This is a genomic window from Ruegeria sp. HKCCD7303, from assembly GCF_013111185.1.
Taxonomy (GTDB): domain Bacteria; phylum Pseudomonadota; class Alphaproteobacteria; order Rhodobacterales; family Rhodobacteraceae; genus Ruegeria.
In genome coordinates this window covers 433612-448136 of sequence record NZ_WVRE01000001.1, presented here as the reverse complement: position 1 = coordinate 448136, position 14525 = coordinate 433612, and the positions used below count along the sequence as shown (strand labels likewise).

General features: G+C 58.6%; 14 protein-coding genes. 1 reads left to right on the top strand and 13 read right to left on the bottom strand.

Annotated elements, in window-relative coordinates:
• Nucleotide 1: 1 nt before the first annotated feature.
• Nucleotides 2-2413, top strand: a complete 2412-nt coding sequence (locus tag GS630_RS01880; protein WP_171621035.1) for a YbcC family protein — start codon at nt 2-4, stop codon at nt 2411-2413.
• 257 nt (nt 2414-2670) lie between these two features.
• Here GS630_RS01880 and GS630_RS22340 read toward each other — a convergent pair whose 3' ends face one another.
• The 13 genes from GS630_RS22340 to hutI all read right to left on the bottom strand — a co-directional run bounded on the left by GS630_RS22340 (nt 2671) and on the right by hutI (nt 14510).
• Nucleotides 2671-2886: a hypothetical protein gene (locus GS630_RS22340; RefSeq protein WP_371809162.1), complete on the bottom strand. Its 216-nt coding sequence runs from the start codon at nt 2884-2886 to the stop codon at nt 2671-2673.
• Between the two features lie 2 nt (nt 2887-2888).
• Complete coding sequence (locus GS630_RS22335; protein ID WP_253284441.1) at nt 2889-3206, bottom strand: inositol monophosphatase family protein; 318 nt, start codon at nt 3204-3206, stop codon at nt 2889-2891.
• Nucleotides 3207-3561: 355 nt separating this feature from the next.
• Nucleotides 3562-4317, bottom strand: a complete 756-nt coding sequence (locus tag GS630_RS01870) for a methyltransferase domain-containing protein (RefSeq protein ID WP_171176927.1) — start codon at nt 4315-4317, stop codon at nt 3562-3564.
• On the bottom strand, nt 4314-4934 hold the full coding sequence (locus GS630_RS01865; RefSeq protein WP_171176925.1) for a pimeloyl-ACP methyl esterase BioG family protein: 621 nt from the start codon (nt 4932-4934) through the stop codon (nt 4314-4316). The genes GS630_RS01870 and GS630_RS01865 overlap by 4 nt, the downstream gene beginning before the upstream one ends.
• On the bottom strand, nt 4931-6217 hold the full coding sequence (gene bioA / locus GS630_RS01860; protein ID WP_171621034.1) for an adenosylmethionine--8-amino-7-oxononanoate transaminase: 1287 nt from the start codon (nt 6215-6217) through the stop codon (nt 4931-4933). Before bioA ends, GS630_RS01865 begins: the two co-directional genes overlap by 4 nt.
• Nucleotides 6214-6834 carry a dethiobiotin synthase gene (bioD, locus tag GS630_RS01855; RefSeq protein ID WP_171176921.1) on the bottom strand — a complete coding sequence of 207 codons (621 nt, stop codon included), beginning with the start codon at nt 6832-6834 and terminating at the stop codon, nt 6214-6216. The genes bioA and bioD overlap by 4 nt, the downstream gene beginning before the upstream one ends.
• Entirely contained in the window at nt 6831-7964 is a 1134-nt protein-coding gene (locus tag GS630_RS01850; protein WP_171176919.1) for an 8-amino-7-oxononanoate synthase, read from the bottom strand. The genes bioD and GS630_RS01850 overlap by 4 nt, the downstream gene beginning before the upstream one ends.
• On the bottom strand, nt 7961-8941 hold the full coding sequence (gene bioB, locus GS630_RS01845; protein WP_171176917.1) for a biotin synthase BioB: 981 nt from the start codon (nt 8939-8941) through the stop codon (nt 7961-7963). The genes GS630_RS01850 and bioB overlap by 4 nt, the downstream gene beginning before the upstream one ends.
• A gap of 5 nt (nt 8942-8946) precedes the next feature.
• Nucleotides 8947-9102, bottom strand: a complete 156-nt coding sequence (locus tag GS630_RS01840; protein WP_171176914.1) for a hypothetical protein — start codon at nt 9100-9102, stop codon at nt 8947-8949.
• Between the two features lie 191 nt (nt 9103-9293).
• Nucleotides 9294-10976 (bottom strand): urocanate hydratase, encoded by a 1683-nt coding sequence (gene hutU, locus GS630_RS01835; protein ID WP_171621033.1) that lies wholly within the window; start codon nt 10974-10976, stop codon nt 9294-9296.
• Entirely contained in the window at nt 10973-11767 is a 795-nt protein-coding gene (gene hutG, locus GS630_RS01830; RefSeq protein WP_171176910.1) for an N-formylglutamate deformylase, read from the bottom strand. Before hutG ends, hutU begins: the two co-directional genes overlap by 4 nt.
• Entirely contained in the window at nt 11764-13302 is a 1539-nt protein-coding gene (hutH, locus tag GS630_RS01825; RefSeq protein WP_171238311.1) for a histidine ammonia-lyase, read from the bottom strand. The genes hutG and hutH overlap by 4 nt, the downstream gene beginning before the upstream one ends.
• Nucleotides 13299-14510 (bottom strand): imidazolonepropionase, encoded by a 1212-nt coding sequence (gene hutI / locus GS630_RS01820; RefSeq protein WP_171177297.1) that lies wholly within the window; start codon nt 14508-14510, stop codon nt 13299-13301. The genes hutH and hutI overlap by 4 nt, the downstream gene beginning before the upstream one ends.
• Nucleotides 14511-14525 lie beyond the last annotated feature (15 nt).

The following is a 14525-nucleotide window of genomic DNA, read 5'->3' as shown; positions in this document are numbered from 1 at the left end:
TATGTATATGAAACACGAAAGCTATCCTGCTCCGCTTTTGGAACTAGTCGCGATTGCTAATGACGCTGTGCGTCAGATCCCTCCTCTGTTTCCGCTGTCTGCGAATGTCGCTGTGAACCCCTTTTTGGGTCAGACAGGGGATACCCTCGCTGTAACGGCCGCACGTCTTGGCCGTGTTGCCGGTGTGCGCATCACCCCTGACAGGCGCATTATGGCCGAGAAGTTGAACTCGGGTGAGATGACCGAAGGGGATCTGCGTGAGGCGATTTCGCATGTAGAAAGTCGCTTTGATCCTCAGGGGCTTGAAGAAGTCACAGCCGCTTTGACGGATGATGCCGCACCTCTTGCCCCGTTTCCGACGGTGGCGGAATTGGCCGCAGATGTGTCTGGCATCGACTGGCCCGGTTTAATCGAAGAACGTATCGGAGCTTGGGCTGCCAGCCATTTTGACGAAGGCCAGGCCCTTTGGCAGCCCAGCCGTGCCGGCGGTGCGTTCAGTGCATGGCGGGAGTTCGCATCGCGCGACCTGACACCTGAGATCAATGGGTTGAAAGGCTTTGGCGCATTTGTGGCGGCCACCAACCGTTCGCAATGGCGCGCCATCGGGCGGGCCTCGGAAACGCTGGGCGTGACGCCTGACGCGGCTGGAACAACATTTCATCGTTGGCTAGTCACGCTTGGCGGTTGGGCGCAATACGCGCGCTATTTGTTGTGGAAGGCCGAGCTTCAGGGTCAGACCGACACAACAACGGCGGAGTTGCTGGCCATTCGGATGGTATTTGAAGAGGCCCTGTTCCACCAATACCGTGATCAGATTTCGGCGCGTTGGCTGGAAACCGTCGCAATGCACGAGACCCCGATCACTCCGTCCCGTGACATGGTGATTGATGCCATTCTGCAGGATGCTGCGGAACGGGCTCAACAGCGCAAGCTGGGTCAGGTTTTGGCTAGTCGTCAGCCACGGGCGACCGAGGGCCGCCCACTGGTGCAGGCTGCGTTCTGTATCGATGTCCGGTCCGAAGTTTTTCGCCGGGCGTTGGAAGCACAGGACTCGGGTATCGAAACCATCGGCTTTGCCGGGTTCTTCGGGTTGGCCAGCGCACATAAATGCGCGGGATCAGACGTGACCGAACTGCGGGGTCCGGTTCTGCTGAACCCCAATGTTAAGTCCAAAGCAGCAGAAGACACACTGTCCGACCTGGATCGTCGCTATACGGCCCGTGCCAAAAGGGCGTGGGGGCGGTTCAAGCTGGCCGCTGTTTCATCCTTTGCCTTTGTCGAGGCGACTGGTCCGATATACGCTGGTAAATTGTTGCGGGATTCGCTGGCTGCGAGTGGTAGTGGGAGCAAGTTTGACCCTGCGCCTAAACTGGACCCTTTAATGGATCTGGTCACGCGCATCGATACCGCCAAAGCCATTCTGGGCGCGATGTCTCTGACAGATAATTTCGCGCGCATCGTGATGCTGGCGGGACATGGGGCGGACGTCACCAATAACCCCCATGAAAGCGCGTTGCAATGCGGTGCCTGCGGCGGTCACGCGGGGGATGTAAGCGCCCGGCTACTTGCCAGCCTGCTGAACGACAACCAAGTACGGGACGGACTGCGGGACAAAGGGATCGACATCCCCACTGACACGCTGTTTCTGCCAGCGCTGCACAATACCACGACAGATGGCGTTACTCTGTTTGATCAGGATCACCCCGCGGGATTGTGGGCGCCGCAGATCGCTCAGCTGAAAACCTGGTTGGCAGAAGCCGGACGCCTCTCACGTACCGAGCGTGCGGCCCGGCTGCCTCGGGCCCATGGGGGCGACGATATCGCCCATCGCGCCAAGGATTGGGCAGAGCTTCGACCCGAATGGGGTTTGGCAGGGTGCCGCGCCTTTATCGCAGCGCCGCGAAGCCGGACTGACGGGACCGGTTTGGCCGGGCAGTCCTTCCTTCACAGCTATGACTGGCGCTCGGATGATGGGTTTGGCGTGCTAGAGTTGATCATGACCGCCCCGGTTGTCGTGGCCAGCTGGATCAGCTTGCAATACTATGGTTCGACTGTCGCGCCGGGGTTATTCGGTGGGGGCAACAAGTTGCTCCACAACGTAGTCGGCGGGATTGGTGTTGTTGAAGGGAACGGCGGCGCTTTGCGTCCGGGGCTGCCCTGGCAATCAGTTCATGATGGCGAGGCGTTCCAACACGACCCTCTGCGTCTGTCTGTGGTGATCGAAGCCCCACGTGAGGCCATGAACGCCATTCTCAAGCGCCACGCCAATGTCAAAGCGCTCTTTGACAACCGCTGGCTTCACCTGATCGCGATGGACGAAAAGGGTGATCTGGCATGGCGTTACACGGGTGATCTGGAATGGAGCCCAATTGCCAAGACGACTGGTTATGAACAGGCCATAGCAGCCGAATGACCAAGACCATAAAGCCAAGGCCCGGCGCATTCTGCCGGGCCCCTATCCGTGTATCAACGCCAGTAGGTTAGCACGTAATTCCGGCGTCGCCGCAGAAGCGACCGTGCATCAGACTTCAGTTTCAAAGCCCTACGCTGCCAATCGGTCTTCACACCACCGGCTGCCGCAACAAATGGCGTGACTGCCAGAAATGCTTAGGGTTGCAGATCAAAATCCACCACAGCATCCACATGCCCCGCAGCCAACAGCGCATAAGGTTAACAGTCAGAGGTAAACCGACGGTTCTGCCAAGCCTGCATCAATCGGTCGAACAGGTTCGGATGATCGCGCTGAATCTTGTCATCTTTGTTCACAGACAGGATCGACTGATCCAAACGCGTTTGCTGCGGGGTCTGAATGGGCTGGCCATTCTTTGTGGCCCCCTCCCCCATGACACCCACAAATACCTCATCCAAGGCAGGCCTTCCAACCAACCCTAGCCTAGGCTGTCCCTCAACCGGATATGCACACAGGAAGCCAAACAACGGGTGCCGCCAACTGGATCAATGAACCACATATGCCGACCGTCTCCAGCCTCCTGCCCGTGTTCCTCACCAAAGATTCCATGCTCGGGGAAATGTCGTTTCAAGTAGGACCGAACCTCAGCTTCAACCGGCTTGTCGGCTTGCGTCACAGGGCGTTCATCCAGCTTGAGTTCAACACTCAGAGATCCACGAAGGAACCGCATCCCGTTCGTGGATCCAATATTCGCCATCTGAATGGAGTGTTCTTTAAGCGTATGTGTGACAACCATTTCAATACTTTAGGATGGAAGCACCTGTGAGATTTCAAAGACGGGTTTCATCAATTGCAGTAAGCATGCGCTGCAGCCGCACCCGGCGATTTGAAGTTCTGTCGGGCGGTGCCGTCAATGCCGAATCCAGCTTTAGGCTTCATGAACTGCAAGAAACCAATCTGGCGCGTATTGCTGCTCGGAATGCGCAGGTCCAGATCGTGGTAACTGACGGGAAAAGCCGGGTAAGTGCGCGCTGGTCACTCTGGATTCAGACAGACATATCAATCTGCTTTTTACGGACCCTCACCCGTCAAAGGGCATTTGCCAAATGTTGTTTGCAAACGAAATGGTTTGGTGGTCGCCGAATAGCCGCTTACTGCTTTTGGGCAATGATCCAAACCGGGTGATATGTCAAAGACACCCCGTCATCCGTCGCAAAGCTTCGTACATAGTCTTTCTCAAACCGGGCCAGAGTGGACTTGGTCCACGCCCCTTGCGCGCGACCGTTCACCCCGGTTCGGCGCAAGTATTTCAAAACGTCACGCGGAGTTTCGAAATATGATGGCCGGATGCGTTCCCCGGCGGTCAAAACCCGCATTGACCCCTCAATGGCCGCGACAAGGGCGTCTGCCCCGCAAAGGCCAGGCGCCTGGGCTGTTGATCCGATGCTTGTCAGTTCTTTGTATTGCTGAGGTCCAAATCCTGAAATGGCCAGCCAGCCACCGGGGGCCAATGCATCGACCGCCTGCTGTAGCAGCCCGGTCGGGTCGTCCATCCATTGGATCATCGAGGCTGAAGCGATCAGGTCGATCTGGCCGGGCCATTGCACCATACGCACGTCGCCTGCGATAAATACGGCCGCTTCGGCGTCTGCCGTTGCCTGGGCTTGCGGCGCGATGTCGTTCAGAACAAGGTCAGGCAGATCGAAATTTTGCCGCAACGTCCGGGTGAGATGCCCGGTGCCACACCCCATTTCGAATGCGGTGCGAAATTGCCCCGGTGCGCCCACACGGCGCAGTTCAGAAACCAGTTTATCAGCAACCCACGCCTGTTGGCTGGCTGTGTCGTGATAGGTGTCAAAGCTTCTGCTAAAGCTGCGTTGGACCTTATCTGCCGGTTGCGCCGTCATGACAGCCACTCCGCCCAATTTTGGCCTGACCCGAAGGGTACATGTGACCCTGCAACACGTTTGACCGAAGCTGAGGTCTCCGCCCAGGCAGCCTCTTGCGCCTTCGTTGGAATGATACGGTCCCGATCGGGTATCCACACCAGGTCAAACCCGGGATTCAGGGCCGATCCGCGACGGATCACTGCGTGAAGCTCTTGTTGCGCTGCTGCGAGGTCAAGCTCTGGTGCCTCAACAGACAACCCCGCGCGGCGGCAAAACTTGGAAAAACTGGAGGTCGTCAGCTGATCCGCCGTCGCCCGTATCATTTCGGGCGCAATCCCACGGTCCGGACAGGTCGGATGCAGGGTGCCACTGACGGCAACAAGCCGGTCGGGGCGAAACTGAGTATTAGCCAGCCAATGCGCGGCAGATGCCACGCCAAAGGAAAACGCGAGCATGTCGACACGGTCAAACCCTGTCAAATCAGGCAAGGGGTCATCAAGCTGGGTGTAGTCATCAACCAACAGAACAGACGCGCCACCGGATAGACCCAGGAACGGTGCAGCACCAAGCGCCCAACCCCCGAACACAAGGATCAGAATGCCGTCGCCTGATTGCTCCAGCCACCTGTGTTTCATCCCTGCCCCCCGGCCAGCGCGACCATTGCACTCGTGACCTGGCTGAGCTCGTCAGGAGAGATTACGTAAGGGGGCATGCAATAGATGTTGCGCGCAAAGGGGCGTAGCCACACTCCGGTCTTTGGGGCCAGCCGGTGGGCGACAGAAGGATCAACCGTATCCTTCATTTCGATAACGCCGATGGCACCAAGGACTCTGACATCCGCTACGCCAGGCAAAACGCGAGCTGGCTCCAGTTCGGTACGCATCTGGGCCTCAATATCAGAAACCTGCCGTTCCCAGTTCCCCTCGGCCAGCAGACGAAGGCTTGTCGATCCCGCGACACAGGCCAGAGGGTTGGCCATATAAGTCGGGCCGTGCATGAACACGCCTGCCTCACTGTTGCCGATGCCATAAGCCACCTGTTCGCTGGTAACCGTTGCCGCGAATGAGATATGTCCACCGGTCAGCGCTTTGCCCAAGCACAAAATATCAGGTTTGACGTCAGCGTGATCGATGGCGAACAGCTTACCGGTGCGGCCAAAGCCAGTTGCAATCTCATCAAAGATGATCAGCACATTGTGGGCATCGCACAAGGCACGTGCCGCGCGCAGCCATTGTGGGTTATAGAAATACATACCTCCGGTGCCCTGAACCACAGGCTCAAGGATCAGGGCGGCCAGTTGGTCGCCTTTTTCGGCAAGCAAGCGCTCCAGCGGCTCCAGCCCGTTCTGTACCGAATCTGCGGGCCATTCGTCACCCAACCGCACGTGCGGGCGCGGCAGGAAGTGCTGGATCGACAAGGCTCCGCGGAACAACCCGTGCATACCGGTGACCGGGTCGCAGACGCTCATCGCCTTCCAGGTGTCGCCGTGATAACCGCCCCGAATAGTAGCGAACTCGAACTTGCCGCTGCGGCCATGTGCCATTTGGTACTGCACAGCCATCTTCATCGACACTTCGACCGAAACCGAACCGCTGTCACAGTAGAAAATGCGATCCAGCCCTTCGGGCAGCATGTCGATCATCCTGCGCCCCAGATCAATGGCTGGATGATGCGTCAGCCCCCCGAACATCACATGGGGCATCTTCTCCAATTGGTTCTGCATCGCAGATGTGATCTCAGGGTGTTTGTGACCGTGGATCGCACACCACCACGAGGACATGGCGTCGATCATCTTCACGCCGTCTTCCCGGTACAGATAAACGCCCTCGGCCCGGTCGATCAGGTGCATCGCGCCGGGATTGGCGACGTTGGTATAGGGGTGCCACAGGTGGCGGGCGTCAAACTCAAGCGGGGTCACAAGAACCTCCGAATGGTGACAACGTCAATTTCTGAGAAGGCATCTTTCAGGGTTTGCTGTGTCAGTTCGCTTAGAACCGGAAGGCGCCCAAGGTGACGGACATTGCTCATCTCTACGATGGTTTGTTCAACATCCGGCTCAGCCTCACCGACAAAGGCAACACCCACAACCTCACATCCAGCGCCACGCAAGGCCATCAGAGACAATGTGGTGTGGTTGATCGTTCCCAGCGCCGTGCGTGCGACCAGCACAACCGGGGCCTGCCACTGGGCAATCAGGTCCAGGTAATAGGACTGGCGGTTCAGCGGCACCATCAGGCCCCCTGCCCCCTCAACGACCAGCGGCCCGTCAACCTGCGGCACAGCAAGGCGCGACAGATCAATCTCAACACCCATGTCTTCGGCAGACAGATGGGGTGAGGCCGGCAGGTTCAGGCGATACGCCTCAGGCAAAACTTCCGCACCGGACAACAATCGGACGGTTTCTGTGTCCGTCGCATCTTCCAAACCCGACTGAACGGGTTTCCAATACCCTGCATTCAACGCTGCGGTCAGACCAGCGGAAAAAACGGTTTTTCCGACGCCCGTGTCGGTTCCGACGACAATCAACGCGCTCATGCGGCCTCCGATTGATGGCTGGCGATGGTGGCAAACAGCGCCGAGATATCCTCGTGGGTCACATTTCCGGTGATCGACACACGCAGTCTGGACGTTCCCTTGGGAACGGTGGGGGGGCGAATACCCCGGATGTCAAAGCCCTGTTGCTGCAAGGCAGAGGCCGTCGCCATCGTTCTGGCCTCGTCACCCAAAATAACCGGGATGATCTGGCTGGTCAGGGCCGAATCCGGCAGTCCTGTTTGCCGGGCCACGTGATGGGCATGACGCAGACGGTCATGTGCAGCAGCGACCAATTGAGCGTTGGTCGCCAATTCCCGCAAAGTTGCCCGTACCAAGGCAGCGTTCAAAGGCGAAGGCGCGGTTGCAAAGATAAAGGGCCGCGCGCGATTGATCAGCGTATCAATCATTACACGCGGACCACATATCAGACCGCCCGAAACGCCCAGACCCTTGCCGCAGGTATGGAGTGTCAGAACCTCCGCGCTCAGACCATGCGCCAGACCTTTGCCGTTCAGGCCAAAAACGCCAGTGGCGTGTGCTTCATCCACGATCAGTACGGCATCGGCCTCGCGCGCCAAGGAGGCAAGATCCTCCAGCGGTGCAAGATCGCCTTCCATGGAATACACGCTTTCCACTGCGATCCAGATGTGGCCCGATCCACCCGTCGACTGCCACTCGGCCAGAACCTTGCGTGCATCTTCTACGTCATTGTGGCGAAAGGCACGCAGATCCGCGCGGCTCGCACGCATCCCTTCATGGGCACTGGCATGGACCAGTGCGTCATAAAGCACCAGATCTCCGGCTGCTGGCAGGGTGGAAAAGATTGCTTGATTGGCCTGAAACCCTCCGCCCATGAAAAGCGCGGCTTCAGATCCAAAGAATGCGGCAGCTTCCTGTTCAAGCGCCTCGTGTTCGGGGTGATTACCCCGTAGCAGGCGCGAGCCACCAGAGCCAACCGGCACACCGCGCGCCAAGGCAGCCTTTGCGGCATCTTGCAACAGTTTTGACCCCGCCAAACCCAGATAATCGTTCGACGCAAAATCCAAACCCTGCGCAGGGATCAAAGCCCGGCGGCGGTGCCGGGCTTCAAGCGCATCAAGCATGGATTCCAGTCGATCGACTGCTTTCATTCGGCAGCTTCCGTGCGCTTGTGGTCTTCCGCCGTTTCAGCCTGAATGCCAAGTTTCGCAAACAGGATCGAGTCGGTGTCTTCCTCGGGGTTTTCCGCAGTCAAGAGCGTTTCGCCCACAAAGATCGAGTTGGCACCGGCGAAGAAGCACATCGCCTGCATCTCGTCGCTCATATCGCTGCGTCCGGCAGACAGGCGAACATAAGATTTGGGCATCAGAATACGGGCGGTTGCGATGATCCGCACAAAGTCGATGGGATCGATCGGCTCTGCATCGGCCAACGGCGTGTCAGCCTGCGGCATCAACATGTTGATTGGAACCGAATCCGGCGGAGGGGTCATGTTGGCCAGGGTCAGCAACATGTCGATACGGTCGCCGGTATGTTCGCCCATACCCAGTATACCGCCCGAGCAGACCTTGATACCGGCTTCCTGCACCCGGTTCATCGTATCGATCCGGTCCGAGAAAGTGCGGGTGGTGATCACTTCGGAGTAATAGCGCTCAGAGGTGTCGATGTTATGGTTGTAGTAATCCAACCCGGCGTCGCGTAGCTGGACGACCTGAGTGTCATCCAGCATGCCCAGTGTCATACAGGTTTCCATACCCATCGCTTTCACGCCTTCGACCATCGCAACTAGGGCAGGCATGTCACGCGGTTTGGGTTCGCGCCACGCAGCACCCATACAGAACCGAGTTGCGCCACCATCCTTGGCTTTCTTGGCTTCGGCCAGAACGCGCTGAACCTCGATCAGCTTGGACGCCGGAAGGGTTGATCCGTTGCGGGCCGATTGCGAGCAATAGGCGCAGTCCTCGGCGCACCCACCGGTCTTGATCGACAGGAGTTTTGACGTCTGGACCTTGTTGGGATCAAAGTTCTCGCGGTGCACGGTTTGCGCCCGAAACAGAAGATCCATCAACGGAAGATCATGAACAGCTTGCGCAGACTTTCGGGTCCAGCCGGAATGAGGGATGATCATTTTATCTATAAAACTTCCTGCAGCTTGCGTTGCCGCAGATTTATTATCGATAAAACTGAATTGCGCAACCGTGTTGGCGCAAACGAACCCAAATCAAGCGGAAATGCCGCGAGGTCCATGCTGGCAGTAGTGTCTTCCATCTCTTCGGCCAGCGTGGTCATTGGGCGGACATCTAGCCTTCCGAAAGACCTGAACGCACATGTGTTACATCGCGCAACGGACAAGCTGCTTTGGTGGAATGGCGTTAACCTTACGATTTGCTGATCGGCCTGGTCCTGACCAAAAGAGTCCCTGCTCAAAACCAAAGCCATCGGCGCTGGCCACCAGCACAATCAACGACAGAAAGGACAAGTCAGCCCAAAATGCCCGGCAAACGCAGCCCGTGCTCACGCGCACATGCTTTGGCCTCCTCATATCCGGCATCTGCATGACGCCACACGCCCGAGGCTGGATCATTCCAGAGAACCCGCTCAAGCCGGTTGGCCGCTTCGTCCGTGCCGTCTGCGCAAATAACGACACCTGCGTGCTGGCTAAACCCCATGCCAACACCCCCGCCGTGATGCAGAGAGACCCATGTCGCACCCGATGCCGTATTCACAAGCGCGTTCAGCAGTGGCCAATCGCTGACTGCATCCGAACCGTCTTTCATCGCCTCGGTCTCGCGGTTTGGCGAGGCTACCGAACCACTGTCCAGATGATCTCGACCAATGACAACGGGTGCCTTCAGCTCGCCATTGCGGACCATTTCGTTGAACGCCAACCCGGCCCGATGCCGGTCGCCCAACCCGATCCAGCAAATGCGTGCGGGCAGGCCCTGAAACGCGATCCGCTCCTGCGCCATGTCGAGCCAGTTGTGCAGATGGGTGTTCTCGGGGAACAGCTCCTTCATCTTGGCGTCTGTCTTGTAGATGTCATCGGGGTCGCCCGAAAGCGCGCACCAACGGAACGGGCCGATACCCCGGCAGAAGAGCGGGCGGATATAGGCGGGCACGAAGCCGGGGAAGGCAAAGGCATTTTCCAGTCCCTCATCCTGGGCCACCTGACGGATGTTGTTGCCGTAATCCAGCGTCGGAACGCCCGCATTCCAAAAATCGACCATGGCGGCCACGTGCTGTTTCATCGATGCGCGCGCCGCTTTTTCGACCGCTTTGGGATCGCTTTCGCGCTTGTCCCGCCACTGTGCCATGTTCCAGCCCAGCGGCAGATACCCGTTGACCGGATCATGGGCCGAGGTTTGGTCGGTGACAATGTCGGGTCGCATGCCACCGGCCTGCATCCGTCGGTAAATCTCGGGAAAGATTTCAGCGGCATTGCCCAAAAGGCCCACTGATTTTGCTTCGCCCGCCTTGGTCCAGCGGTCGATCATCTCTAGCGCCTCGTCCAGCGTTTCGGCCTTTTCATCCAGATATTTGGTGCGCAGGCGAAAATCGATACTGTCGGGGTTGCACTCGACAGCCAAACAACAGGCCCCAGCAAAGACAGCCGCCAGAGGCTGCGCGCCGCCCATTCCACCCAATCCGCCGGTCAGGATCCACTTGCCGGTCAGGTCGCCGCCATAGTGCTGACGTCCGGCTTCGGCAAAGGTCTCATAGGTACCCTGAACGATGCCCTGCGTACCGATATAAATCCACGAGCCAGCGGTCATCTGGCCGTACATCATCAGACCCTTTTTATCGAGCTCGTTGAAGTGATCCCAATTGGCCCAATGGGGTACCAGATTCGAATTCGCGATCAGTACACGGGGCGCATCCGAATGGGTCCGCACAATGGCCACCGGCTTTCCGGACTGGACGACCAGCGTTTCATCCTCTTCCAGATCCTTGAGGCTGGCGACGATCGTGTCGAAGTCGTTCCACGTCCGCGCCGCGCGCCCTATACCGCCATAAACAACCAACTCGTGCGGGTTTTCCGCGACATCCGGGTGCAGGTTGTTCATCAACATCCGCATTGGTGCCTCGGTCATCCAGCTTTTGGCGTTTAGCTCTGGCCCGGTGGGCGGGTAAACATCACGGGTGTTCTTGCGAGGATCGGTCATGCGGCAATCTCCAATGCAGTGTCCTGGATGGCGTCCAGTATGTCTTTTAGCCAGCGGCGCAGGCGGTTGGCCTTTTCAGTGTCGTAGGTCCAAGGCGCAGTTTCAGCGCTCAGGTAGGTGGACTGCGCCAGTTCCATCTGTATGGCGTGGATGCCCTCGGCAGGGTTGCCATAATGCCGGGTCGTCCATCCGCCCTTGAATCGGCCGTTCAAAATGGTGCTGTACGGTGAGGATGACGCGAACTCATGTGAGATGGCTTCGATAGCGGGCGCGCACGTCACGCCATTGTTTGTTCCAATGTTCAGGTCAGGCAGAATGCCGTCGAAAAGAAAGGGGATGTGGCCGCGGATTGAATGGCAATCATACAAAACCGCAATTCCATGGATCGCCTTGACCCGCTCCAGCTCGGCCCGCAGCGCGGCATGATAGGGGGCGTGAAACGCCTCGCGCCTTTCAACTATATCCTTCTCTGTTGGCAGAATATCCCAGATGTCTTGCCCGTCAAAATCCGTAAGCGGGACCAGCGTCGTTGTGTTTTGACCGGGATAAAGCGACACGCCTGACGGGTCGCGATTGGCGTCAATCACATAACGATGAAAGGTTGCCCGCACAGTTGTCGCGCCAGGCAGGAGGCCCTCGTAAAGCGTGTGGATATGCCAGTCCGTATCCGCCAACGCCCTGCCCCGCGCGTTCAGCTTGGCCTCGATCGTTGCGGGCACATCGGTGCCGGTGTGCGGCAGGCCCAGAACAACAGGGCTGTCACCACGTATGACTTGAACCGAACCAGTCATGCGCCAAGCTCCGGCATCGCGATGCCTGTGCCATGTGCGATCTCGCCACTGGCGATCAAGGTCCATGCTGCTTCGATCTCGCGCGCCATGTATCGATCATCACCCAATACAGGGACCACAGCTCTTAGCTTGGCCATTACAGCTTGAAGGGTCTCACTGGTAGGCAATGGCGCGCGGAACTCGACCCCTTGCGTAGCGCAAAGCAGTTCGACCCCCAGAATACGTTCCAGATTGGTGACCATCTGTCCCAATCTCCTCGCGCCATGGGCCGCCATCGAAACGTGATCTTCTTGGTTGGCTGACGTAGGTGTTGAATCCGTCACGCAGGGGTTTGCAAGATGTTTGTTCTCGCTCATCAACGCGGCGGTTGTCACTTCGGCAATCATATAGCCCGAGTTCAGGCCGGGATTTGGCGTCAGGAAAGGCGGCAGATCAAAGCTGAGCGCTGGATCGACAATCAGCGCAATTCGACGCTGTGCAATGGCTCCGATCTCGGCAAGCGCCAGAGCGATCATGTCGGCAGCAAAGCCCACAGGTTCCGCGTGGAAATTGCCACCCGAGACGATCAGCCCGGCCTCGGGCAAAACCAGCGGGTTGTCGGTGGCGGCATTTGCCTCAATCTCCAACGTCTTGGCTGCCTGCCTCAGCACATCCATCGCGGCACCGACAACCTGCGGTTGGCAGCGGATGCAATAGGGGTCCTGTACCCGTGTATCGCCTTCGCGATGGCTTTCGCGGATTACAGAACCGGCTAGGATAGCCCGCATCGTGGACCCGGCTTCGATCTGGCCGCGATGGCCGCGCAACGTATGGATCTCGGGCTGCAACGGCGCGGTCGATCCCATGATTGCATCGGTGGTCAGTGCCGAAGTGACCAACGCGCTCTGCGCCGCTTGCCACGCGCCGAACAATCCCGCCAAAGCAAACGCAGTTGAGAACTGCGTGCCGTTGATCAGCGCCAGACCTTCTTTGGGGCCCAACTCAACGGGTGTTAAACCCGCCGCCGCCAACGCCTCACCACCGGGCATAACAGTCCCGCCGAATTCGGCCTCACCCGCGCCCATCATAACTGCGGCCATATGCGACAGCGGCGCCAAATCGCCTGACGCACCAACCGAGCCTTGCGCAGGGATCAGCGGGGTCACACCTTTGTCCAGCATGGCCTCCAACAGGTCGATCAGTTCCAGCCGCACGCCAGACGCGCCGCGCCCGAGGCTGAGCAGTTTCAGCACCATCATCAGCCGCGCAACCGTGCGCGGAATGGCCGGGCCAACACCACAGCAATGGGACAGAATTAGATTGCGTTGCAGCGTCGCTGTATCCTCGGCGGCAATCTTGACGCTGGCCAGTTTGCCAAAGCCGGTATTGACGCCGTAGACTGCAGTCTCACCCGCAGCAGCCTCGGCGATACGCGCATGAGCAGCCTCGATACCGGCGCGGCATACAGGGTCTAGCCGCACGGCGCATTCCTCGCGATAGACCTGTTCCAGTTGCGCTAAAGTGACTGCACCGGGGGTGAGTGTCAGGGTCGTCAAATTGCGCCTCCAAGTATGCGAGTATGAAGAGGGTTGAAGCCCACACGATAGGCTAGTTCTGCCGGGTGGGTGACGTTCCACACCGCAAGATCGGCGCGCTGTCCGGGGGCGATCTGGCCGCAATCGGACAGACCCAGGGCGCGGGCCGCATTGGTGGTGACCCCGGTCAGAGCCTCTTCCGGTGTCATGCGAAACAGGGTGCAGCCCATATTCATGGTCAAAAGCAGCGATGTCATCGGGGCCGACCCCGGGTTGCAGTCAGTGGCCAACGCCATCGGCACGTTGTGCTTGCGTAGCAAATCAATTGGAGGGGCTTGGGTTTCCCGCAGGGTATAGAAGGCGCCGGGCAGGATCACTCCGACTGTTCCCGCATTGGCCATCGCCCGAACGCCTTCTTCGTCCAAATATTCGATGTGGTCCGCGGACAGAGCGCCGTATGAGGCGGCCAGTTTTGTGCCCCCGAGATTGGACAGTTGCTCGGCATGGCATTTGATCGGCAGGCCAAGGTCTTTCGCCGCATCAAACAACGGCGCCAGCTGGTCCGGGAGGAAAGCAATTCCTTCGCAGAAAGCATCCACTGAATCCACCAAGCCCTCGTCATGGGCTTTTCGTAGGGTTGGGATACAGACCTCGGCGATATAAGCGTCAGGTCGGTCTTTATACTCAGCAGGCACCGCATGTGCGCCCAGAAAACTGGTTACAACGCGAATGGGGCGATGGTCCGGCAGCGCGCGGGCGGCTCGCAGCATGTTCAATTCGGTGTCACGATCCAGGCCATAACCGGACTTGACCTCAATCACTGAAACACCTTCGGCCAGCATCGCATCCAAACGCGGCAGCGCCTGCGTGATCAGTTCTTCGACAGTAGCCTCGCGCGTGGCCTTCACAGTCGAGATGATGCCCCCGCCCGCGCGCGCGACTTCCTCATAGCTGGCACCGTTCAGCCGCATCTCGAATTCGACAGCACGATGGCCGCCATGCACCACATGGGTGTGACAATCGATCAGCGCAGGCGTGACAAGACGGCCGTCCAAAGTAGTTTGCGAAAACCCTTTGAACTGCTCCGGCAAGCTGGCTTCAGGCCCGACCCATGCGATCCCGCCATCCTTGACCGCAATCGCCGCGTCGTGGATCAGCCCATAAGCTGCAGGTCCTGCAACCATCGTTGCCGCGTTCAGATCTGAAAAAACCCGATCTTGCGAGTGCATCCGACTCTGCGCCTC

Excerpts from the sequence above, each read along its gene's own strand:
- hutU (WP_171621033.1), bottom strand. The coding sequence starts at position 10,976 with ATGACCGATCCTCGCAAGAACACCCGTGATGTTTACCCGCCCACCGGG.
- bioB (WP_171176917.1), bottom strand. The coding sequence starts at position 8,941 with ATGATCATCCCTCATTCCGGCTGGACCCGAAAGTCTGCGCAAGCTGTT.
- GS630_RS01850 (WP_171176919.1), bottom strand. The coding sequence starts at position 7,964 with ATGAAAGCAGTCGATCGACTGGAATCCATGCTTGATGCGCTTGAAGCC.
- GS630_RS22335 (WP_253284441.1), bottom strand. The coding sequence starts at position 3,206 with ATGGTTGTCACACATACGCTTAAAGAACACTCCATTCAGATGGCGAAT.
- GS630_RS01870 (WP_171176927.1), bottom strand. The coding sequence starts at position 4,317 with ATGACGGCGCAACCGGCAGATAAGGTCCAACGCAGCTTTAGCAGAAGC.
- hutI (WP_171177297.1), bottom strand. The coding sequence starts at position 14,510 with ATGCACTCGCAAGATCGGGTTTTTTCAGATCTGAACGCGGCAACGATG.
- bioD (WP_171176921.1), bottom strand. The coding sequence starts at position 6,834 with ATGAGCGCGTTGATTGTCGTCGGAACCGACACGGGCGTCGGAAAAACC.
- GS630_RS01840 (WP_171176914.1), bottom strand. The coding sequence starts at position 9,102 with ATGACCACGCTGGCCGAAGAGATGGAAGACACTACTGCCAGCATGGAC.
- hutG (WP_171176910.1), bottom strand. The coding sequence starts at position 11,767 with ATGACTGGTTCGGTTCAAGTCATACGTGGTGACAGCCCTGTTGTTCTG.
- GS630_RS01880 (WP_171621035.1), top strand. The coding sequence starts at position 2 with ATGTATATGAAACACGAAAGCTATCCTGCTCCGCTTTTGGAACTAGTC.
- GS630_RS01865 (WP_171176925.1), bottom strand. The coding sequence starts at position 4,934 with ATGAAACACAGGTGGCTGGAGCAATCAGGCGACGGCATTCTGATCCTT.